The sequence below is a fragment of the Streptomyces xylophagus genome (genome assembly GCF_000716435.1).
Taxonomy (GTDB): Bacteria; Actinomycetota; Actinomycetes; order Streptomycetales; family Streptomycetaceae; genus Streptomyces; species Streptomyces xylophagus.
In genome coordinates this window covers 135,720-156,924 of sequence record NZ_JNWO01000022.1, presented here as the reverse complement: position 1 = coordinate 156,924, position 21,205 = coordinate 135,720, and the positions used below count along the sequence as shown (strand labels likewise).

At 69.8% G+C, this 21,205-nt stretch carries 20 protein-coding genes and 1 pseudogene; 11 read left to right on the top strand and 10 right to left on the bottom strand.

Annotation, left to right across the window (positions count from 1 at the left end; all coding sequences use genetic code 11):
• Positions 1-399: cbb3-type cytochrome c oxidase subunit I (locus tag OO70_RS38630; RefSeq protein WP_043682379.1), on the bottom strand; the 399-nt coding region annotated here is incomplete at its 3' end.
• Complete coding sequence (gene ctaC / locus OO70_RS38625; RefSeq protein ID WP_043682376.1) at positions 396-1,355, bottom strand: aa3-type cytochrome oxidase subunit II; 960 nt, start codon at positions 1,353-1,355, stop codon at positions 396-398. The genes OO70_RS38630 and ctaC, both read right to left, overlap by 4 nt.
• Before the next feature lie 286 nt (positions 1,356-1,641).
• Between ctaC and OO70_RS38620 the strand changes: the two genes are divergently transcribed.
• Positions 1,642-3,012 carry a cysteine desulfurase/sulfurtransferase TusA family protein gene (locus tag OO70_RS38620; protein ID WP_078651721.1) on the top strand — a complete coding sequence of 457 codons (1,371 nt, stop codon included), beginning with the start codon at positions 1,642-1,644 and terminating at the stop codon, positions 3,010-3,012.
• Between the two features lie 87 nt (positions 3,013-3,099).
• Here the strand turns inward: OO70_RS38620 and OO70_RS38615 are convergent, their stop codons facing one another.
• Positions 3,100-4,074: a carbohydrate kinase family protein gene (locus OO70_RS38615; protein WP_043682370.1), complete on the bottom strand. Its 975-nt coding sequence runs from the start codon at positions 4,072-4,074 to the stop codon at positions 3,100-3,102.
• Between the two features lie 131 nt (positions 4,075-4,205).
• On the opposite strand from OO70_RS38615, the gene OO70_RS38610 reads away from it, so the two are divergent.
• The gene (locus tag OO70_RS38610) at positions 4,206-4,427 is read left to right on the top strand and encodes a hypothetical protein (RefSeq protein WP_043682368.1); all 222 of its coding nucleotides are present in this window, start codon (positions 4,206-4,208) and stop codon (positions 4,425-4,427) included.
• 184 nt (positions 4,428-4,611) lie between these two features.
• The gene (locus OO70_RS38605) at positions 4,612-6,471 is read left to right on the top strand and encodes a hypothetical protein (RefSeq protein ID WP_043682365.1); all 1,860 of its coding nucleotides are present in this window, start codon (positions 4,612-4,614) and stop codon (positions 6,469-6,471) included.
• Positions 6,472-6,561: 90 nt separating this feature from the next.
• Here OO70_RS38605 and OO70_RS38600 read toward each other — a convergent pair whose 3' ends face one another.
• Positions 6,562-6,918 carry an iron-sulfur cluster assembly accessory protein gene (locus OO70_RS38600; RefSeq protein WP_019065032.1) on the bottom strand — a complete coding sequence of 119 codons (357 nt, stop codon included), beginning with the start codon at positions 6,916-6,918 and terminating at the stop codon, positions 6,562-6,564.
• Positions 6,919-7,184: 266 nt separating this feature from the next.
• On the opposite strand from OO70_RS38600, the gene nadA reads away from it, so the two are divergent.
• Entirely contained in the window at positions 7,185-8,369 is a 1,185-nt protein-coding gene (nadA, locus tag OO70_RS38595) for a quinolinate synthase NadA (protein WP_043682361.1), read from the top strand.
• A gap of 10 nt (positions 8,370-8,379) precedes the next feature.
• On the opposite strand, the gene OO70_RS38590 is transcribed toward nadA, so the two are convergent.
• The 4 genes from OO70_RS38590 to OO70_RS38575 all read right to left on the bottom strand — a co-directional run bounded on the left by OO70_RS38590 (position 8,380) and on the right by OO70_RS38575 (position 11,577).
• A complete protein-coding gene (locus OO70_RS38590; RefSeq protein WP_043682358.1) occupies positions 8,380-9,066 on the bottom strand; it encodes a response regulator in 687 nt (228 codons plus the stop codon).
• On the bottom strand, positions 9,063-10,283 hold the full coding sequence (locus OO70_RS38585) for a sensor histidine kinase (RefSeq protein ID WP_043682354.1): 1,221 nt from the start codon (positions 10,281-10,283) through the stop codon (positions 9,063-9,065). Before OO70_RS38585 ends, OO70_RS38590 begins: the two co-directional genes overlap by 4 nt.
• A 171-nt stretch (positions 10,284-10,454) precedes the next feature.
• Positions 10,455-10,733 carry a PspA-associated protein PspAA gene (gene pspAA, locus OO70_RS38580; RefSeq protein WP_043682351.1) on the bottom strand — a complete coding sequence of 93 codons (279 nt, stop codon included), beginning with the start codon at positions 10,731-10,733 and terminating at the stop codon, positions 10,455-10,457.
• 34 nt (positions 10,734-10,767) lie between these two features.
• Positions 10,768-11,577 carry a PspA/IM30 family protein gene (locus OO70_RS38575; protein WP_043682349.1) on the bottom strand — a complete coding sequence of 270 codons (810 nt, stop codon included), beginning with the start codon at positions 11,575-11,577 and terminating at the stop codon, positions 10,768-10,770.
• 322 nt (positions 11,578-11,899) lie between these two features.
• Here OO70_RS38575 and OO70_RS38570 point away from each other — a divergent pair, with 322 nt between their 5' ends.
• The 3 genes from OO70_RS38570 (at position 11,900) to OO70_RS38560 (ending at position 14,452) form a co-directional block, all read left to right on the top strand.
• Positions 11,900-12,499 carry a DUF3043 domain-containing protein gene (locus OO70_RS38570; protein ID WP_043682346.1) on the top strand — a complete coding sequence of 200 codons (600 nt, stop codon included), beginning with the start codon at positions 11,900-11,902 and terminating at the stop codon, positions 12,497-12,499.
• An 83-nt stretch (positions 12,500-12,582) separates the two neighbouring features.
• A complete protein-coding gene (locus OO70_RS38565) occupies positions 12,583-13,284 on the top strand; it encodes a class I SAM-dependent methyltransferase (protein WP_043682342.1) in 702 nt (233 codons plus the stop codon).
• A 76-nt stretch (positions 13,285-13,360) separates the two neighbouring features.
• Positions 13,361-14,452, top strand: coding sequence for a S1C family serine protease (locus OO70_RS38560; protein WP_043682339.1), 1,092 nt, complete (start codon positions 13,361-13,363; stop codon positions 14,450-14,452).
• Between the two features lie 72 nt (positions 14,453-14,524).
• On the opposite strand, the gene OO70_RS38555 is transcribed toward OO70_RS38560, so the two are convergent.
• Positions 14,525-14,737 carry a hypothetical protein gene (locus OO70_RS38555; RefSeq protein ID WP_043682336.1) on the bottom strand — a complete coding sequence of 71 codons (213 nt, stop codon included), beginning with the start codon at positions 14,735-14,737 and terminating at the stop codon, positions 14,525-14,527.
• Positions 14,738-14,919: 182 nt separating this feature from the next.
• Here OO70_RS38555 and OO70_RS38550 point away from each other — a divergent pair, with 182 nt between their 5' ends.
• The gene (locus OO70_RS38550) at positions 14,920-16,122 is read left to right on the top strand and encodes a bifunctional adenosylcobinamide kinase/adenosylcobinamide-phosphate guanylyltransferase (protein ID WP_043682333.1); all 1,203 of its coding nucleotides are present in this window, start codon (positions 14,920-14,922) and stop codon (positions 16,120-16,122) included.
• On the opposite strand, the gene OO70_RS38545 is transcribed toward OO70_RS38550, so the two are convergent.
• On the bottom strand, positions 16,119-16,658 hold the full coding sequence (locus tag OO70_RS38545) for a class I SAM-dependent methyltransferase (RefSeq protein ID WP_043682331.1): 540 nt from the start codon (positions 16,656-16,658) through the stop codon (positions 16,119-16,121). The genes OO70_RS38550 and OO70_RS38545 overlap by 4 nt on opposite strands.
• A gap of 138 nt (positions 16,659-16,796) precedes the next feature.
• Here OO70_RS38545 and cobT point away from each other — a divergent pair.
• From cobT to OO70_RS54855, 3 genes and pseudogenes are all read left to right on the top strand, one after another.
• A pseudogene (cobT, locus tag OO70_RS38540) lies at positions 16,797-17,936 on the top strand (nicotinate-nucleotide--dimethylbenzimidazole phosphoribosyltransferase); the annotation flags it as partial.
• 804 nt (positions 17,937-18,740) lie between these two features.
• The gene (locus OO70_RS38530) at positions 18,741-20,507 is read left to right on the top strand and encodes a phosphatidylglycerol lysyltransferase domain-containing protein (protein WP_043682329.1); all 1,767 of its coding nucleotides are present in this window, start codon (positions 18,741-18,743) and stop codon (positions 20,505-20,507) included.
• Complete coding sequence (locus OO70_RS54855; protein WP_043682327.1) at positions 20,504-21,166, top strand: hypothetical protein; 663 nt, start codon at positions 20,504-20,506, stop codon at positions 21,164-21,166. Before OO70_RS38530 ends, OO70_RS54855 begins: the two co-directional genes overlap by 4 nt.
• Positions 21,167-21,205 lie beyond the last annotated feature (39 nt).

Below are 21,205 nucleotides of genomic sequence, written 5' to 3'. Positions count from 1 at the left end.
GTAGAGCCAGTAGGCGAACATGTTCAGCCGCGGGAACGCCACGTCGGGCGCGCCGATCTGCAGCGGCATGATCCAGTTCGTGAAGCCGGCGAACAGCGGCGTCGCGAACATCAGCAGCATGATCGTGCCGTGCATCGTGAACGCCTGGTTGAACTGCTCGCTCGACATGATCTGCAGACCGGGTCGTGCCAGCTCGGCGCGCATCAGCAGCGCCATGACGCCGCCGATCAGGAAGAACGCGAACGACGTGACCAGATACAGCGTGCCGATCGTCTTGTGGTCGGTGGTGGTGAGCCACTTGATCACGACGTTGCCGGGTTGCTTGCGCCTTACCGGCAGCTCATCCGCGTAGTGGGACTCTGCTGCCGCGGCACCCTGAGGTTCGTTGAGGATGCTCACAGGTTGTTCGTCTCCCGGTTCTTCTCGTGGCTCGTCTGCGCGATGCCAGCGGGGATGTAACCGGTCTGCCCCTTCTTGGCGAGGTCCTTGAGGTGCTGCTGGTAAAGCTCGGGGGAGACGACCTTCACGTTGAACAGCATCCGGGAGTGGTCGACGCCGCAGAGCTCGGCGCACTTGCCGAGGTAGGTGCCCTCCTTGGTGGGAGTCACCTGGAAGGCGTTGGTGTGACCCGGGACGACGTCCATCTTCATCAGGAACGGCACCACCCAGAAGTCGTGGATGACGTCACGTGAGGTGAGGACGAAGCGGACCGTCTCGCCCTTGGGGAGCCAGAGGGTCGGACCCGGGTTGCCGGTCTGCGGGTTCTTCGTGGCGGGCGTACCGACGTCGTAGACACCGCCGGCGTTCGCCGGGAATTCCTTCTTGAACCGGTCCGGAATGGCGGCCAGGTTCTTGTCGGTCGTCGCGTCACCACTGACACCGTCGACGTTCTCGATGTAGTTGAAGCCCCAGCTCCACTGGAAGCCCACGACGTTGACCGTCACGTCGGGCTTCTTGTCGAGGCTCAGGAGCTTCGTCTCGTCGCGGGCGGTGAAGTAGAACAGCACCGAGACGATGATGAGCGGAACAACCGTGTACAGCGCCTCGATGGGCATGTTGTACCGGGTCTGCGGGGGGATCTCGACCTTGGTGCGGCTGCGCCTGTGGAACACGACGCTCCACATGATCAGGGCCCACACCAGGACGCCGACGGCGAGCGCGGCAGCCCAGGATCCCTGCCACAGGGAGAGGATCCGCGGACCCTCTTCCGTGGTCGGGGTGGGGAAACCAAGGCGAGGGAAGTCCTTGGATGTGCAACCGGTCGCGGTCGCCAGGACCAGGCCCGCAGTCATTGCCTGCAGCAGCTTCCGCCGCATCGGGCGCCGCGGCGAGCGGTCGGAGCCGTTGGGACTCACGTAGCGCCTTCCCGAGAGTCTCGCCCGCGCGGATTGGCTGCGGCCTGCCTTCACGCGGGTCGGTCGCCGCCCTGCGTCGGGCAGGGGTTTGGATGTTTATGCGGACCAAACCCTAGCCGACGCCCTCCGGGGGTTCGCGGGGAGGGTGGCATACGCGCCGCCCGTTACTCCTTGCGCCTAATAGCTCGGGGGTTCAGGTGATTTGGGCGGGTGCGGGTGCGTTGTGGTTGCTCGCGCAGTTCCCCGCGCCCCTAAGGAAAGGCACCGTACGTTTTAACGTTGGCGTGTGTCCTACTTTGATGCTGCCTCTTCCGCTCCGCTCCATCCCGTCGCCCGGCAGGCGCTGTTGGCGTCTTTGGACGAGGGGTGGGCGGACCCTGCCCGGTTGTACAGGGAGGGGCGCAAGGCGCGGTTGCTGTTGGACGCCGCGCGGGAGGCGGCCGCCGAAGCCGTCGGGTGCCGGGCCGACGAGCTCGTCTTCACCTCCTCCGGAACCCGGGCCGTGCACACCGGTATCGCGGGGGCGTTGGCGGGGCGGCGGCGCGTCGGGCGTCACCTGATCGTGTCAGCGGTTGAACACTCTTCCGTGCTCCATTCGGCCGAGGCACTGGTCGCGGAGGGCGGTTCGTCGAGCGAGGTTCCCGTGGACCGTACGGGGGCGGTGAGCGTCGCGGCGTACGCGGATGCCCTCCGGTCGGACACCGCGCTGGCCTGTCTCCAGTCGGCCAACCACGAGGTGGGCACGGTGCAGCCGGTCGCCGAGGTGGCCGAGGCGTGCCGGGCTGTCGGGGTGCCGCTGCTGGTCGACACGGCCCAGTCGCTGGGGTGGGGGCCGGTCGAGGGCGCCTGGTCGCTGCTCACGGCCAGCGCGCACAAGTGGGGCGGACCGGCGGGGGTCGGGCTGCTCGCCGTGCGGAAGGGCGTGCGGTTCGCGGCCCAAGGGCCCGTCGACGAACGGGAGTCGGGACGCTCCCCCGGCTTCGAGAACATCCCGGCCGTCGTGGCCGCGGCGGCTTCACTGCGTGCGGTACGCGCGGAGGCGGCCCAGGAGGCGCTACGGCTACGGGAACTGACGGAGCGGATCCGGGCGCGGGTGCCGCAGTCGGTGCCGGGCGTGTCCGTGGTCGGCGATCCGGTGCGGCGACTGCCCGGGATCGTCACCTTCTCCTGTCTCTATGTCGACGGAGAGACACTCCTCCACGAACTCGACCGCGCCGGCTTCTCCGTCTCCTCCGGCTCCTCCTGCACGAGCAGCACGCTGACGCCCAGCCATGTGCTGAAGGCGATGGGGGTGCTGAGTGAGGGGAATGTGCGGGTGTCGTTGCCACTGGGAGCGACGGAGGAGGATGTCGAGCGCTTCCTCGCCGTACTTCCCGGGGCGGTGGAGAGAGTGCGGGAGAAGCTGGGGGCGTCGGCGCCCGCGGCCGTCGTAAAAGAAGAGTCCTCGCTCATCGTGGACGCCCTCGGCAAGCGCTGCCCGATCCCGGTCATCGAGCTGGCCAAGGTCATCGGCGATGTGCCGGTAGGAGGAACGGTGCGCGTCCTGTCCGACGACGAGGCCGCACGACTGGACATTCCGGCATGGTGCGAGATGCGGGGCCAGGAGTATGTGGGTGAAGAGGAGGGCCCGGCGTACGTGATCCGCCGGACCAGTTGACGCGCCCTTCAGGGGCGCGGGGCTGTATCGATATGCGGCTACCGCCGCGTGTGCGCGACCAGCCCCCACGCACCCGCAGACAACAACTCAGCTCAGATACCCCCGAACCTCACCCGCAGCATCATGCCCGTAAGCCTTGGTGAACCGGTCCAGGAAGTGCGCCCGCCGCAGCTGATACTCCTGCGTACCGACAGTCTCGATAACCAGCGTAGCGAGCATGCACCCGACCTGCGCCGCCCGCTCCAGCGAAACCCCCCACGCCAGCCCCGAGAGGAACCCCGCCCGGAACGCGTCGCCGACACCCGTGGGGTCGGCCTTGCGCTCCTCCTCCGCGCAGCCGACCTCGATCGGGTCCGCACCGACGCGCTCGATACGAACGCCGCGCGAGCCGAGCGTGGTGACGCGGTGGCCGACCCTGGACAGGATCTCCTCGTCGCTCCAGCCGGTCTTGGACTCGATGAGGCCCTTCTCGTACTCGTTCGAGAAGAGGTACGCCGAGCCCTCCAGCAGGATCCGGATGTTGTCGCCGTCCATGCGCGCGATCTGCTGGGAGAAGTCGGCGGCGAAGGGGATGGAACGGGTCCGGCACTCCTCCGTGTGGCGGAGCATCGCCTCGGGGTCGTCGGCGCCGATCAGGACCAGGTCGAGGCCGCCCACGCGGTCGGCGACGGTCTTCAGCTCGATCTGGCGGGCCTCGCTCATGGCGCCGGTGTAGAAGGAGCCGATCTGGTTGTGGTCGGCGTCGGTGGTGCACACGAAACGGGCGGTGTGCAGCGTCTCCGAGATGCGGACCGAGTCCGTGTCGACGCCGTGCCGGTCGAGCCAGTCGCGGTACTCGGCGAAGTCGGAGCCGGCGGCACCGACCAGGATCGGCGCGGTGCCGAGCTGGCCCATGCCGAAGGCGATGTTGGCGCCGACGCCGCCCCGGCGTACGTCGAGGTTGTCGACCAGGAAGGAGAGCGACACCGTGTGCAGCTGGTCCGCGACCAGCTGGTCGGCGAAGCGGCCGGGGAAGGTCATGAGGTGGTCAGTGGCGATGGAGCCGGTGACTGCGATGCGCACGGCGAGGACTCTCCTGAGGGAGGCTGCGTTGACAGTTCACGCTACCCGGTCGGCACGGCGGCTCTGAAGCGGGCAAAACTACCCGATAGTAGATCTTTCTTCGCGAGGTCAAGCGTGCCTACGGTGCCGCTATGACGAACCTCAAGTTCTCCGGCCCCGCTCAGGTCCACCTCGACGGCGAAGGTGAGGCCGATCTGGCGGCGCTGCGCGGTGACTGCGCCCGGATGGCTCCCCACTGGACGGTTCCCGACCGGGTCGCTTCCCTTCCGGTGTCCCCGTCACTCATCCACGGCGTGTCGGTGTCGTCGAAGTCCGCCCGGCTGCTGGACGGGATGTCCGAGTACGGCAACTGAGGAGTACGGCCACTGAAACGGCGCCGGTCGACTTGATCGGCGCGTTCGGGGAACCGTGCGCTCCCCCGCTGCGTCCCATCGCCGTCCCCCGTAAAGGGGATGCGGGATACGACCTTTCCGCCCGGCCCATTGACAGGGCCGGGTCAGGGTCGAGGGACAGTTGCGCAGCTGAAGGAGCGATGCGGTGAACACCGAGCGACCCGACAACAACGACACGACCGGCACATCCGGTGACGTGCGGGGCGTGGGGGACGCCGCGAAGGGCTCCGAGAAGGTGCCCGAGGTCGACGAGACCGGGGTCGGCGGGGACGAGGCTGGTGGGGACGTGACCAGTGACGGTGCGTCCGGTGCCGGGAGCGGTCGTAGCGAAGAGGCCGGTTCTACGGTGTCCGACGCGGAAGCAGGACTGCCGGAGGAGTCGGAGGACTCTGAGGAGCCGGAGGAGATCGGCCTCGCCGCATCCGAGGCCGCATCCGAGGCCGAGGCCGCCCACCCTGAACACCAACACCCCACCCCCATCACGCCCCCCGACACCGATCTCCCCCTGTCCGACCACTCCCCCGCAGCCGACGCCAGGCGCCCCGCGCGACCCCGGTCGCCCCTCGTCATCGCCTCCGTCGCCGCCGCCGTACTCCTCGTCGGAGGCGGAGGGGCATATCTCGCGTCGTCCTCGTCGGCTTCCGGGGGTTCGGGTGAGGGCACGGGGTCCGCGGCCTCCGGTGCTGACGGGACACCGCCGGCGCTCGCGCTCGACGGATATTCGGCAGGGGGTGCGAGCGGGATCGCGTCCGGGGAGCCCAATCCCTACGGCATGACGTACAAGGCCGCCGGCAGCCTGCCCGGTGGGCCGGAGTCCGCGGCCGTCTACTCACCGCAGGGCGATGTCGGCAAGGACGACGTGGTCCGGCTCGCGAAGGCGCTCGGGGTCAGCGGGACACCGGTGGCCGAAGGGCAGTACTGGAAGGTCGGCGGGCAGGACGCGAGCGGGCCGAGTCTGCAGGTGAACAAGGCGGCGCCCGGCATGTGGACGTTCAGTCGCTACGCACCCGGCACCGACAACTGCACCGACACCCTCAAGTGCGCGCAAGATCCCGGTACTTCCGCCACCGACCCGGTGAGTGTCGCCGTCGCGAAGAAGGCCGCCGCCCCGATCCTCAAGGCCGTCGGCCAGGACGACGCGAAGGTCGACGCGAGCCAACTCATGGGCGCGCAGCGGGTGGTGAACGCCGAGCCGGTGATCGGCGGGCTGCCCACGCACGGGTGGACGACCGGGCTCACCGTCAGCGCCCAGGGTGAAGTCGTCGGCGGGAGCGGGCAGTTGGCGGTGCCGGTGAAGGGTGATGTCTATCCGGTGCTGAGCGCGCAGAAGACGCTGGATCTGATGAACGCGGCACCGAAGACCGACCACCGCATGGGCATCGGCGGCTGCGCCAGTCCCGTACCGCTGAAGGACCGGCTGGAAGCGCCCTGCGGATCGTCGACCGGCTCCCCCACGGCGCCGACGGCAACGCCCACGCAGGCTTCGGCGACCGTCGAGCACGCGGTGTTCGGGCTTGCCGTGCACTCCGTGAACGCGCGCCAAGTCCTGGTGCCGTCCTGGTTGTTCGAGGTGCGGGAGGCGAGCGGGCACGACAGCTTCACGGTGACGTATCCGGCGATCGATCCGAAGTATCTGACCTCGGCCACCACGCCCACGCCCACCCCCACTTCGACCTCGTCGGCGGCGCCGCGTGACATCAAGGTGGACGGTTACTCGGCCGACGGGAAGAGCCTCACCGTGGCCTTCACCGGCGGGGTGTGCGCGGACTACAAGGCCTCGGCGGTGGAGGGGTCGGACCAGGTGACGGTCACGGTGACCTCGACGCCCTGGCCGAACAAGATCTGCGTCATGATCGCCAAGATCTACCACCAGACCGTGCAGTTGAAGGCGCCGGTCGGCGACCGGAAGGTCGTGGGGTCGGACGGCAAGGCGATCCCCGTGGAGAAGCCCGTGGACAAGAACGCGCAGCCGACCGTGGGGGCGGGGCCCTCGCTGGCCCGGTAACCGGCTCTCACGGGCACCGGAAAAGCCCGAAGGCGGCGGCCCTGTCGGAGGGGGCCGCCGCCTTCGCCTTGCTCAACCGCCTTGTGGGGTTTAGCTGAACGAGTCGCCGCAGGCGCAGGAGCCCGTCGCGTTCGGGTTGTCGATCGTGAAGCCCTGCTTCTCGATGGTGTCGACGAAGTCGATGGAGGCGCCGCCCAGGTACGGGGCGCTCATGCGGTCGGTGACGACCTTGACACCGCCGAAGTCCTTGACGACATCGCCGTCGAGGGAGCGCTCGTCGAAGAAGAGCTGGTAGCGCAGGCCCGAGCAGCCACCGGGCTGCACGGCGACGCGCAGGGCCAGGTCCTCACGGCCTTCCTGGTCGAGCAGGGCCTTGACCTTCGCCGCGGCGGCGTCGGACAGAAGGATGCCGTCGGTGACGGTGCTGGTCTCGTCCGATACGGACATCTACATCTCTCCCGGGTTGTACGGAGACTGCTTGCCGACGATGTCAACCGCCGGGGCCGTGGATTCATTCCGGGCCGTGCCCGGTGTCTTTCCCCCGGCACCTCTCTCCATGCTCGCACACCCCCGCAAGGTCCCCCGCTGAGCGCGTACCGGGATTGATGTCACATCGACGCTATGGGCATCGTCAAACTGACGTGAAGCAGTTATGATAGATAACGTCAATTCGACGAAAAGGCATGTCTCGTAGAACAGAAAGGGTGCGTGTCGTGACCACCGCCCAGACCCAGGAGCTCGACGTACAGCCGACGCCCCTCGCCCTGCTGCTCCTCGGCCGTGAGGCCGACCCGAAGAGCGAGCGCGGCGTCGAGTGTCCCGGTGACCTGCCCTCGCCGTCCGACCCGGATCTGGTCGAGCGGGCCCGCGCCGCCAAGGAGAAGCTCGGCGACAAGGTCTTCGTGCTCGGCCATCACTACCAGCGCGACGAGGTCATCCAGTTCGCCGACGTCACGGGCGACTCCTTCAAGCTGGCCCGGGACGCGGCCGCGCGTCCCGAGGCCGAGTACATCGTGTTCTGCGGTGTGCACTTCATGGCGGAGTCCGCGGACATCCTGACCGGCGACGACCAGAAGGTCGTCCTGCCCGACCTCGCGGCCGGCTGCTCGATGGCCGACATGGCCACCGCCGAACAGGTCGCCGAGTGCTGGGACGTGCTGACCGAGGCCGGCATAGCCGAGCAGGTCGTGCCCGTCTCGTACATGAACTCGTCCGCGGACATCAAGGCGTTCACGGGCAAGCACGGCGGCACGATCTGCACCTCCTCGAACGCCGAGCGGGCCCTTGAATGGGCCTTCGAGCAGGGCGAGAAGGTCCTGTTCCTGCCCGACCAGCACCTCGGGCGCAACACGGCGGTCCGCGACCTGGGCCTGTCCCTGGAGGACTGCGTCCTCTACAACCCGCACAAGCCGAACGGCGGGCTGACCGTCGACCAGCTGCGCGCCGCCAAGATGATCCTGTGGCGCGGCCACTGCTCGGTGCACGGCCGCTTCTCGCTGGAGTCGGTGGAGGACGTGCGGGCCCGCATCCCCGGGGTCAACGTCCTCGTCCACCCCGAGTGCAAGCACGAGGTCGTGTCCGCGGCGGACTACGTCGGGTCAACGGAGTACATCATCAAGGCACTTGAGGCGGCTCCGGCCGGTTCCAAGTGGGCCATCGGTACGGAGCTGAATCTCGTACGACGGCTCGCCAACCGTTTCGCGCCCGAGGGCAAGGAGATCGTCTTCCTCGACAAGACGGTCTGCTTCTGCTCGACGATGAACCGCATCGACCTACCCCACCTGGTCTGGACCCTGGAGTCCCTCGCCGAGGGCAACCTGGTCAACCGCATCGAGGTGGACAAGGAGACGGAGGCGTTCGCCAAGCTGGCGCTGGAGCGGATGCTGGCGCTGCCGTAGGCCTGCTGGGTCATTCCACTCGCGGCCGGACCAGGCCCGACTCGTAGGCGATGACGACGAGTTGGGCCCGGTCGCGGGCGCCCAGTTTGGACATGGCGCGGTTGACGTGGGTCTTCACCGTCAGCGGGCTGACTTCGAGGCGTTCGGCGATCTCGTCGTTCGAGAGGCCGCCGGCGACCTGGACGAGGACCTCGCGCTCGCGGACGGTGAGAGCTTCGAGGCGTTCGGCGCGGGCGGGGTCGCGGTCGTCGTCCGCCGCGCCGCCCTGGGCGAGGAAGCGGGCGATCAGGCCCTTGGTCGCGACCGGGGACAGCAGTGCTTCCCCCGCCGCCGCGACCCTGATCGCGCTGAGGAGTTCCTCGGGTTCCGAGCCCTTGCCGAGGAAGCCGGAGGCGCCCGCGCGCAGTGACTGCACGACGTAGTCGTCGACCTCGAACGTCGTCAGGATGACCACCCGGACGTGGGCGAGGGACGGGTCGGCGCTGATCATGCGGGTGGCGGCGAAGCCGTCCGTGCCGGGCATCCGGATGTCCATCAGCACGACGTCGGCCCGCTCCTCCTTCGCCAGCCGTACGGCCTCCGCGCCGTCCGAGGCCTCTCCTACGACCTCCATGTCGGGCTCGGAGTCGACGAGCACGCGGAAGGCGCTGCGCAGCAGGGCCTGGTCGTCGGCGAGCAGGACACGGATCGTCGTCATACGGGGTCCCCCGAAGCGCGTGGGCGGGTCTTGACCGGCAGGATCGCATGGACGCGGAAGCCGCCCCCGTACCGGGGACCGGTGGTGAGGGTGCCGCGCAGGGCGGTGACGCGCTCGCGCATGCCGAGCAGGCCGTGGCCGCCGCCGGAGTCGGGGTCCTCGTCCTCGCCGGAGCCGTTGTCGAGGACGGTGACCTCCACGTTCGGTCCCACGCGGACGACACTCACCTCGGCCTTCGCGTCCGTACCGGCGTGCTTCTGCACGTTGGTGAGAGCTTCCTGGATGACGCGGTAGGCGGCGAGGTCGACGGCGGCGGGGAGCGTGGTGCCGTTGTCCGCGCGGGCCACCTCGACGTGCAGGCCCGCGCTGCGGAAGGTGCCGGCGAGTTCTTCGAGGCGGTCCAGGCCCGGGGCCGGTTCGGTGGGGGCCTCGGGGTCGCCGGACTGACGCAACAGGCCGACGGTGGCGCGGAGTTCGTTGAGCGCGGAGCGGCTGGCCTCGCGTACGTGGGCGAGGGCTTCCTTGGCCTGGTCGGGGCGCTTGTCCATGACGTGCGCGGCGACTCCGGCCTGGACGTTGACCAGGGCGATGTGGTGGGCGACGACGTCGTGCAGGTCGCGGGCGATGCGGAGGCGCTCCTCGGCGACGCGGCGGCGGGCCTCCTCCTCGCGGGTGCGCTCCGCCCGCTCGGCGCGCTCGCGGATGGCGTGCACGAATTCCTTGCGGCTGCGTACGGCGTCGCCGGCGGCGGCCGCCATGCCGGTCCAGGCGAAGATGCCGAGGTTCTCCTGGGCGTACCACGGGAGGGGGCCGCCGAGCATCGCGGCGCCGGTCAGCACGGTCATCGTGAGCAGACCGACGCGGAAGGTGGTGGGGCGGTCGGTGGTGACGGCGACGGTGAACAGGGCGACCACGGCACACATCGCGACCGGGGCGCGCGGGTCACTGGTGACGCTCTCGACGAGGGAGGCGGTGCCGGTGACGGCGAGCACCATCATCGGGGCGCGGCGGCGGAAGACGAGCGCGGCGGCGCCGACCGCCATCATGACCAGGCTGAGCGGGTCCGGGGTGCGGATGCCCCAGCTGACGCCGTGCCCTCCGTGCGGGTCCACGAACGACCCGGCCACCATGCACACGAGCACCGCGGCGGCGAGGGCCGCGTCCAGCGCGGAGGGGTGCGCCTTCGCTTGGCAGCGGGCTCGGTCGAGAACGCTCATTCTGGCACCGTACGGCGTCCCTCCCGGGGGCTGCGCCCCCAGACCCCCCTTCGGCCCTGAAGGGGCCTCGTCCTCAAACTCCCCCAGAGGGGGGACCCCCAACGGGCTGAATTATGCGGAGCGGCGTTGAAAAGGTGCCGCCCCGCGCTGAGAGTCACCGGCGTCGAAAGGTCACCCGGGGATCAAGCCGTCGTCGCTCAGCAGGTCCCGGACCTCCTCCAGCGTCGCGTCCTCGGCCGGGAGGATCAGTTCGGACGGCTCCAGGGAGTCGTCCGGCAACGGCTCGCCCAGTTCCCGGACCTTTGCCAGGAGGGCCTGGAGGGTCTGGCGGAAGGCGGGGCCGTCGCCGTTCTGTACTTCTGTCAGGAGTACGTCGTCCAACTTGTTCAGCTCGGTGAGGTGGCTGTCGGCCAGCCTCACCTGCCCCTCCCCCATGATCCGTACGATCATGTCGCCCTCCTCAGGCGTGGGACGTCACATCAGGTCACTGCTTGTCGAAGCGCGGAGTGTCCTGCGGCTGAGCCGACGAATTCGACTGCGACTGGGACTGGTCCTTGCCGCCTTCGATCGCCTGCTGCTGCGCCGACGAACCGCCGGCGAGTTCCGCCTTCATGCGCTGGAGTTCCAGCTCTACATCCGTACCACCCGACAGCCGTTCCAGCTCGGCCTGGATGTCGTCCTTGGCCATGCCGGTCGGGTCGTCGAGGGCGCCGGAGGCGAGCAGTTCGTCGATGGCGCCGGCGCGGGCCTGGAGCTGCTGGGTCTTGTCCTCGGCGCGCTGGATGGCGAGCCCGACGTCGCCCATCTCCTCGGAGATGCCGCTGAAGGCCTCGCCGATCCGGGTCTGTGCCTGGGCCGCGGTGTACGTGGCCTTGATGGTCTCCTTCTTCGTGCGGAAGGCGTCCACCTTGGCCTGGAGGCGCTGGGCCGCGAGGGTGAGCTTCTCCTCCTCGCCCTGGAGGGTGGTGTGCTGCGTCTCCAGGTCCGTCACCTGCTGCTGGAGCGCGGCACGGCGCGAGAGCGCCTCGCGGGCCAGGTCCTCACGGCCGAGGGCGAGCGCCTTGCGGCCCTGGTCCTCCAGCTTCGAGGACTGCGACTGCAGCTGGTTGAGCTGGAGCTCCAGACGCTTGCGGGAGGTGGCGACGTCGGCCACTCCCCGGCGCACCTTCTGAAGCAGCTCCAGCTGCTTCTGGTACGAGTAATCGAGGGTTTCGCGCGGGTCCTCGGCCCGGTCAAGGGCCTTGTTCGCCTTCGCGCGGAAGATCATCCCCATACGCTTCATGACACCGCTCATGGGCTTCGCGCGCCCCCTTCTGACGGACTCCAGCTCCAGCGACTGCAACAGAACCCACAGTACGGGCCCTGCATCCATTACCGCACTGTTCGGGGACGGATGCGGTCATCCCCAAGGACGACTGCCTACGGTCCCGCTCCGGCGTAAGGAGTAGGTGTTCCCCGGGTAACACCCCGGGTACCTCTCCGGACAACCACCCGGATCAACGCCCGGGCCGACCGTCTGCAGCGTCCCCCTTGTCCCCCTACAGACGACTGGTGTTGCCGGATCGTTCCCCAGGGGACTGGGGTCCAACCCCATCCACCCCGTAAGCTTGGCTTTTGTGTTCCGTAGCCGTTCCAAGGAAGAGAAGGCCGCGAGCGCCGACAAGGCCTCGCCGACCGACTCCAAGCAGCCCCGAGACCCTCAGGCACCGAAGGGTCGGCCCACGCCCAAGCGCAGTGAGTCGCAGACCCAGCGCCGGAGCGTCGCCAACACCACGATGACGCGCAAGGACGCCTCCAAGCGTCAGCGCGACGAGCGGCGTGCCGCGATGGAGAGGCAGCGCAGCGCGCTCACCACCGGTGACGAGCGGTATCTGCCCGCGCGTGACAAGGGCCCGGTCCGCAAGTTCGGGCGGGACTACGTCGACTCGCGCATCAACATCGCCGAGTTCTTCCTGCCGATGGCCGTGGTGATCCTCGTGCTCAGCGTGGTCCGGGTGCCGGCGCTGCAGAACATCGCGCTGCTGCTGTGGCTCGTGATCATCGTGCTGATCGTGGTCGACTCCTTCTGGAGTGTGTTCCGGCTGCGCAAGCTGCTCGCCGAGCGCTTCCCGGGCCAGAACACCAAGGGCACGGTCCGCTACGCACTCATGCGCTCCCTCCAGATGCGTCGACTCCGGCTGCCGAAGCCGCTGGTCAAGCGCGGAGAGAAGCCCTGAGCGCGGACTCCTTCTCCGGGGGCGCGGCGGACGCCTGGCTGAGCAGGCTGGGCGGGCTGCGGGATGTCGTACGACAGGAGCTGGTGGCCCGGCAGCTCGACGAGCAGATAGCCGGCCGGTATCCGGTCGGGCAGCGGCTGCGGGTGCTCGACGTCGGGATGGGCCAGGGCACGCAGGCACTGCGGCTGGCCCGGGCCGGACACCAGGTGACCGGGCTCGAACAGGAACCGAAGATGATCGCCGCGGCCCGCGAGGCGCTGTCCGGCGAGCCCGAGGGCATCCGGGAGCGGGTGCGGATCATCGAGGGCGACGGCCGGGACACGGGCGTGCACTTCCTGCCGGGCAGCTTCGACGTCGTGCTCTGTCATGGCGTACTCATGTACGTGTCCGAGCCCGACCCGCTGCTCGCGGGTCTCGCGCGGATGCTGGCGCCGGGCGGGCTGCTGTCGCTGCTCGTACGGAACGCCGACGCGCTGGCGATGCGGCCCGGACTGTCCTGGGACTGGGCGGGCGCGCTGGCCGCGTTCGACTCGACGGCGTACCGCAATCGGCTGGGCCTCGATGTGCGGGCCGATCGGCTGGGCACCCTCACCGCCACGCTGGCGGGGATCGGGGCGCCGTTGCAGTCCTGGTACGGCGTGCGGGTCTTCACCGACACCGCTCCGGAGGGCGTCGAGATCCCGGCGGACGTAGAGCCGCTGCTGGCCGCCGAGGAGCGGGCCGGGCGGACGGATCCGTATCGGGCGGTGGCCGCGCTGCTGCATCTGTGCGGGGTGCGGGGCTGAGCGCACCCCCGCGCCGAGGGGCTCGTTCGGGCCAGCAACACAAGCCGGACATTCACCCCAAAGAGACACTCGCGGTATGGACTCCTCCCGTACCCGTGCTCGTGTTCGTGCCCTGCGGCCGGTCGCCCTCCTCGCCTCTCTCGCCTGTTCGCTCGCGCTGGTCGCCGGATGTTCCGGCTCCGGGACCGGCTCGAAGAAGGACACCTCGACCGCGCAGGCCGCGCAGGCCGCCGTACCGATGTCGAGTGGCGACCTGCAGAGCGACTACCTGAAGGTGATCAAGGAGGTTCTGCCGTCGGTCGTGCAGATCCAGGCCAGCAGTGATCTGGGGTCGGGGGTCGTGTACGACGGCCAGGGGCACATCGTCACCAACGCGCACGTGGTCGGGAACGAGAAGACCTTCAAGGTGACCACCGCGAACAGCGAGGACGTGCTCACCGCAAAGCTCGTCTACTCGTATCCCGAGCAGGACCTCGCCGTCGTCAAGCTGGACAAGATGCCCGACGGGCTGAAGGCGGCGACCTTCGCGGACTCCTCCAAGGTCGAGGTGGGGCAGATCGTCCTCGCGATGGGCTCGCCGCTCGGGCTGTCGTCCAGCGTGACGCAGGGCATCGTGTCGGCGACCGGACGGACCGTCAGCGAGGGCAGCAGCGGGGGCGGTACGGGGGCGACCATCGCCAACATGGTGCAGACCTCGGCCGCGATCAACCCCGGCAACAGTGGGGGTGCGCTGGTGAATCTGGACGGGCAGGTCATCGGTATCCCGACCCTTGCCGCCATCGATCCCGACCTCGGGGGCGGGGCCGCGCCCGGTATCGGGTTCGCGATCCCCTCGTCGATGGTGAAGACGGTCGCCGACCAGATCGTCAAGGACGGCAAGGTCACCGACTCGGGGCGGGCGGCCCTCGGCATCACCGGACGTACGGTCGTCGACGACAGTTATCAGGCCGCGGGGGTCGCCGTGGTCGAGGTGAAGAGCGGCGGGGCGGCCGACAAGGCGGGCATCCGGGCCGGGGACATCATCACGCGGCTCGGTGACACGGGTATCACCACGATCACCTCGCTCTCCGAGGCGCTGGCGTCCGACAAACCGGGGCAGAAGACGACGGTGACCTACACGCGCAACGGCGCGTCCAAGAAGGTCGATGTGACGCTGGGCGAGCAGTAGCCCTCCGGGGAACGAGGTCGGGGGCGGCCGGTGTTTCTCCGGCCGCCCCCAACCTCTTTGGCCTACGCCGTGTTACGCGTTCTCGGCGTGCAGGCTCATCGGCCCGTAGATCTGCGTGCCGTCCTCGAAGAGGAACACCTGGTCCGCGCCGCCCGCGACGAGGTCCTTCCACACCTCGCCGAGCCAGGACTCCGCGTCCCCCTGTGTGGTCCACTCCTCCGGCGGGACCGCGGGTTCGACCTCGGTCCCGTCGGACTTCTCGAACCGCCACGTCCATGCCGCCATGTACGCCTCCAAGGTCTCAGCGCATGCAGAGCAGAAGCCTATGCGCTCCGCTGGGTTAGCCGTGATCAAGTTACGCAAGATTCGTTGTCTGCGGGCCGGTGGGGGCTTGTCGCGCAGTTCCCCGCGCCCCTTAGGTGGGTCCAGGTAGCGCGTGTCTACAAGTCAACGGAGAAAATCGGCCTGTGGAACTCACTCTGCTTGGTACCGGTGCTCCTGCTGGACTCCCGCGGCTCGACTGTCCCTGTGCGGCCTGTGCCGTTTCGCTCGGGGTGGATGCTCGGGCTGCTACCGCCGTGCTCGTGGACGGGACTCTGTTGCTCGATCTGACGCCGGGGGCGGCCTTTGCTGCCGCTCGGGCCGGGCATTCGCTCGGGGGTGTGCGGCAGGTGTTGTTGTCGCATCCGCATGACGGGCCGGCGGTGGAGGTGCCGGCGGGGTTGCCGCAGCCGGGGCGGGTGCCGGACGGGCGGGAGCTGGCGTTGTTGACGGGGCACCGGGTGCGGGCGGTGGCGATGGACGCGCCCGGCACCGGGTACGCCGTCACCGGGCCCGACGGGCAGCGGGTGCTGTATCTGCCGCCGGGGGGCGCGCCGGCCGGGTTGGAGGAGGGGAACGGCGGCTCGTACGACATGGTGCTCGCCGATGTCGTGGGGCGGCCGGACGCTCTTGCCAAGCTGCGGGCGGTGGGTGCGATGGGGCCGACCACCGATGTCGTCGCCGTCCATCTCGATCACGACGTGCCGCCGGGGGCCGAGTTGGCGCGGCGGCTGGCGGCCGTGGGGGCGCGGGCCGTGCCGGACGGGACGACGTTGACCGTGGGGGTGTACGAGGACGTGCCCGATGTGCCGCGGCGGACGCTGGTGCTGGGCGGGGCGCGGTCCGGGAAGTCCGTCGAGGCCGAGCGGCGGTTGGAGGCCTTCCCGGACGTGCTGTACGTCGCCACCGGCGGCTCGCGCAACGGGGACACCGAGTGGGCCTCCCGGGTCTCCGCGCACCGGGAACGGCGGCCGGGGTCGTGGCGTACGGCGGAGACGTGCGATCTGGTGCCGTTGCTGGCCGAGGACGGGTCGCCGTTGCTCGTCGACTGTCTGTCGCTGTGGCTGACGGACGCCATGGACTCCGTGGGGGCGTGGGACGACACGGAGTGGGGGGACGGCGGGGAGAAGCAACTCCGGGAGCGGGTAAAGGAGTTGACCGCCGCCGTGCGTGCCACGCGGCGGACCCTTGTCGCCGTGTCGAACGAGGTCGGTTCGGGGATCGTGCCGGCGACCGCTTCCGGGCGCCGGTACCGGGACGAGCTGGGGCGGTTGAACGCCGCGATCGCCGGTGAGTGCGAGCACGTGTTGTTGGTGGTGGCGGGGCAGGCGCTCAAGCTGCGCGGCTAGGGCGACGGCTGGTGGTTTTTGCGGGCGATGATCCGTTGCGGGGCGGGGAGCCGGTCCTGGAAGCCTCGGTGTTCGGTGACGATCTCGCAGTCGTGGGGGGCGAGTTGGGTGCGCAGGTCGTCCGGGGGGCCTTCCAGGAGGAGGAGGCCGCCGGGGCGCAGGACCGTCAGGGCCGCCTGGAGTTCGGCCTCGGGGTCGGGGGCGGGTGAGCGGTCGCGGAGGAGGCTGACGATGTCGTAGCGGGCCTGGAGGGTCGTTGTGATGTGCGGGTCGGTGAGGTGGCCGGCGTAGGCCTCCTCGATGCGTTCGGCCGCGCGGGCCCGGACGACTCGGGGGGTGGGGTCGAGGCCGTCGAAGGAGGTGTACGGGAAGAGTTCCTTCGCCGTCTCGGGGAAGTGGCCGTCGCCCGTGCCGACGTCCAGCCAGCTCTCCGGTTCGGGGAGGAGCCGCAGGATCGCACGGGCCAGTGCCCGGTGGCGGCGGTGCGCGTCGAGGGTGCTGACGCGCGTGCTGACGCGGGTGCGCAGGCTGTTCATGGGCGGCTCCCGGAGGCGTACGACAAAACGGTGCAAAGTGATACGTACGGGATCCGGATCTTGAGGGCAAGGACGTCCGGGGCGCGTGGTGGCCATGTGGCGCTGTCGCGTTCGATCGCTGCCGGTACTGTTCGGCGAATGAGCTCGCTTAATCTCGACGACTTCACCGATCTGATCGAGCGCCCCGACGGCGGTGTGCGCCGTGACGCGGAGGCCCGCCGCGAACGTCAGATCGTGCCGCCCGGGTCACTGGGCCGACTCGACGACCTGGGTGAGTGGTTGGCGGCGGCGCAGGGCGCCGTACCGGTGCGGCCGGTCGAACGGCCGCGTGTCGTGCTGTTCGCGGGAGACCACGGAGTCGCCGCACTCGGCGTGTCGGCCCGACAGCCGGGCACCGCCGACCAGTTGGTGCGCTCGGTCCTGGAGGGCGGCAGCCCGGCGGCGGTGCTCGCCCGGCGGCTCGGGGTCCCGGTGCGGATCGTGGACATGGCCCTGGACTGCGAGCCCGGCTCACTGCCGGACGAGGTCGTGAAGCATCGCGTACGGCGGGGCAGCGGGCGGATCGACATCGAGGACGCGCTGACGTTGGAGGAGGCGACGGCCGCGTTCGAGGCCGGCGTCGCCGTCGCGAACGACGAAGCCGACTCCGGTACGGATCTGGTGGTCCTCGGCGATGTGAGCGTCGGCGGTACGACGCCGGCGTCCGTGCTGATCGCCGCGCTGTGCGGCACCGACGCGTCCGTGGTCACCGGGCGGGGTGGCCTCGCGATCGACGACCTCGCGTGGATGCGCAAGTGCGCGGCGATCCGGGACGCGCTGCGGCGGGCCCGGCCGGTGCTGGGCGACCAGTTGCAGCTGCTGGCGACGGTGGGCGGGGCCGACCTCGCCGCGATGACCGGGTTCCTGTTGCAGAGTGCCGTACGGAAGCTGCCGGTGATCCTGGACGGGGTCGTGGCCGCGGCCTGTGCGCTGGTGGGTCAGCGGGTCGCGTTCCGGGCGCCGGACTGGTGGCTGGCCGGGCAGAACAGTGGGGAGCCGGGGCAGGCGAAGGCGCTGGACCGGATGGCCCTGGAGCCGCTCCTCGACCACGGCGTAACCGTCGGCGAGGGCGCGGGCGCGCTGCTCGCACTGCCACTGGTGCAGGCCGCGGCGGCACTGGCGGCTGAACTCCCGCTCAAGCGGGATGAGTTGGCGGGGCCGGAGGGGTTGGCGGAGCCGGAGGAGTCGGCGAAGCCGGAGGAGTCGGCGGAACCGGAGGAGTCGGCGGAACCGGAGGGGTTGGCGGAACCGGAGAAGTCGGCGGAACCGGAGAAGTCGGCGAAGCCGGAGGGGTTGGCGGAACCGGAGAAGTCGGCGGAACCGGCGGGGTCGGCGGGGTCGGCGGAGCCTGAGAAGTTGGCGGAGCCCGAGGAGTCGGCGGAGCCCGAGGGGTCGGCGGAGCCCGAGGAGTCGGCGGAGCCGGAGAAGTCGGCGGAGCCCGAGGAGCCGGTGGAGCCGGAGAAGTCGGTGGAGCCGGAGAAGTCGGTGGAGCCTTCCTCTTCCGTGGCGGCCGTTGCGGCTGCGGAGCCCGTGGCTGCCGCGGAGCCGCCCGTCTCTGCTGCGGAGCCGGAGAGCGCCGCCCGGCCGGAGCGGGCCGCAGAGCCGGAGAGTGCCGCGAGGTCGGAACAGGCTGCGCGGCCGGAGGCGGCTGTCGGCCCGGAGAGGGCCGCAGGCCAGGAACCAGCCGCAGACCCGGAGAAGACCGAGGACCCGGTCAAGCCCGAGGCGCCGGCCGATGCGGAGACGCTGGCCGACGCTCAGAAGCCTGCCGACGCGGGCACGCCGATCGACGTGGAGACGCCGGTCGGCATCGGGACATCAGTCGACGCGCAGAAGCCTGCCGACATCAACGAGTCCGCCGAAGCCGAGAAGCCCGCCGACGTCGAGAAGCCGGCCGGTGTGGAAAAGCCGGCCGGTGCGGAGAAGCCCGCCGGTGTGGAGAAGTCCGCCGGTCCGGAGAAGTCCGAGGCGTGACCCGGGTGTGATCGTTGCGGCGGCGGATAAGAACCGTTCGCCGCAACAACGCCCATATGATCCTCCTTCATGGGAGATGTCCGGGTCGGGCCCGTTCAGGAACGTCATAGCTCAGGCGCCTCGCGGCGGGCCGCGGCCTTCGCCGTCTGGTATCTGCGGGCCGTCGCGTTCATCAACTTCCTCAGCGCGGCGTGGGTTTCGCTGGGGCAGGACGTACGACGGCACAACCAGGAGAACTTCTTCACGCCGTACCTGCTGACGGCCGGTTTCGCGTCCGGGGTGTTCACGGCGTTCCTCGCGATCACCATGCGGCGCCGCAAACGGGCCGCGTGGATTCTGAACCTGGTGGTCAGCGGGCTGTTTCTGCTGCTGTTCGGGTTCGCCATGTCGTTCCAGGAGATCCGCCAGTACGCGCAGAACTGGGTCTCCCTGGGGCTGACCGCCGCGTTCGTCGCCGCGCTGGTGGTGGGGCGACGGGAGTTCTACGCGAAGGGCGACCGGTCCAACCCCCGGCTGGCCGCCGTCGTCGCCGTCGGCGGCACGCTGGCCGCCTCGCTGCTTGCCGGACTGCTGGTGACGGTCACCAACCAGGCGCACGACGCGTCCCGTTCGACGTTCGTGGAGCGCTGGCACTACGGCGCGTTCCGGCTGGTGTCCATCGCCGCCCCGGAGAACCGCTTCCCCGGCATCTGGACCCCGAACTGGGTCAACGTCGCCATCAACGTCCTCAGCACGGTCCTGGTCCTCGCGGTCTTCTACGCCGCGTTCCGCTCCCGGCGTGCCGTCGATCCGCTCACCGAGGACGACGAGAAGAAGCTGCGGGCGCTGCTGGAGCGGCAGGGCGAGCGGGACTCGCTCGGGTACTTCGCGCTGCGCCGGGAGAAGAGCGTGGTGTGGTCGCCGACCGGCAAGGCGGCCGTCGCGTACCGGGTCGTGGGCGGGGTGTCGCTGGCCTCCGGCGACCCGATCGGCGACCCGGAGGCGTGGCCCGGCGCGATCGAGCCCTGGCTGGCGGAAGCCCGCGTTCACGGATGGATTCCGGCCGTCATGGGCGCGAGCGAGGAGGCGGGCACCGTCTACGCGCGGCACGGGCTCGACGCCCTCGAACTCGGGGACGAAGCCCTCGTCGAGGTCGCCGACTTCACGCTGGAGGGGCGTGCCATGCGGACCGTACGGCAGGCCTACAACCGGGTAAAACGCGCCGGGTACACCGTGCGGATCCGGCGGCACGAGGACATTCCGGTGGACGAGATGGCGTATCTGCTGAAGCGCGCCGACGACTGGCGCGACGGGGCCACCGAGCGCGGGTTCAGCATGGCGCTGGGGCGGCTCGGGGATCCGGACGACGGGCGGTGCGTGATGCTCGAATGCACCGACGGGGAGGGTGAGTTGAGGGCGGTGCTGTCCTTCGTGCCGTGGGGTCCGCACGGGCTGTCCCTCGACCTGATGCGGCGCGACCGCGACTCCGACAACGGGCTGATGGAGTTCATGGTGATCGAACTCCTCCGCCGTGCCCAGGAAATCGGAATCACCCAGGTTTCGCTCAACTTCGCCATGTTCCGTTCGGTCTTCGAAAGGGGGGCGCGAATCGGCGCCGGGCCGGTGCTGCGGCTGTGGAGGTCACTCCTCAGCTTCTTCTCCCGGTGGTGGCAGATCGAGTCGCTGTACCGCGCCAACGCCAAGTACCGGCCCATCTGGGAACCCCGGTTCCTGCTCTTCGAGAAGAGCGCGGACCTGTTGCGCATCGGCCTCGCGGCGGCGCGCGCGGAGGGGTTCCTGGAGGCGCCGGGACTGCCGAAGTGGCTGCACCGCAAGCACCTGGAGACGCACAGATGAACCGCCTCGCCCGCTGGGCCCGCGCCGAATGGGGACTGCTCTACGTCACCGTGCGCGAGCCGCTGCTGAAGCGGCGTTGGCGGGCGATCCCGATGACGATCGGGGCGGTGGCTCTCACTGCGGCACTTCAATTCGTGCAGAACCAGTCGTGGGGCTATCAGTTCGTGCAGGACACGGGCGCGGTGCGGGCCGAGGACCCGCTGTGGCTGGCCCTCCTCCGTACCCCGCTCTCGCTCTTCGTCCCGGCGCTCGACCTCCCCGTGTGGGGCGCGCTGGCCCAGATCCTCTTCGTGTTCGGCGTCGCGGAGATCTGCATCGGCCGCTGGCGCACGCTCGTCATCGCCTACGCCGCGACACTCGCCGGGACCTTGTACGCGCGCCTCGGCATCTGGCTCGGGTTCGACAACCCGTTCGGGCTGCCCAGCTCGGACAGGTGGGTCGTCGACACGGGCCCCTCGGCGGCGGTGGTCGGCCTCGCGGTGTTCGTGGCGTGGCGCTACGGCGCGTATGCGACGGCGCTGGCGGTGACCGGGGCGATGGCGATCGAGGTGATGCTGAAGGGGAACCTCGCCGGGAAGGAGCATCTGGCGGCGATCATCGCGGTGGGGGTGCTGTGTCTGGTGTCGGCGGTACGGCATCGGAGGCGAGGGATCAGGTAGACGGGGGCAGGTGGCGAGGGGGCAGGTAGGCGTGGCCTG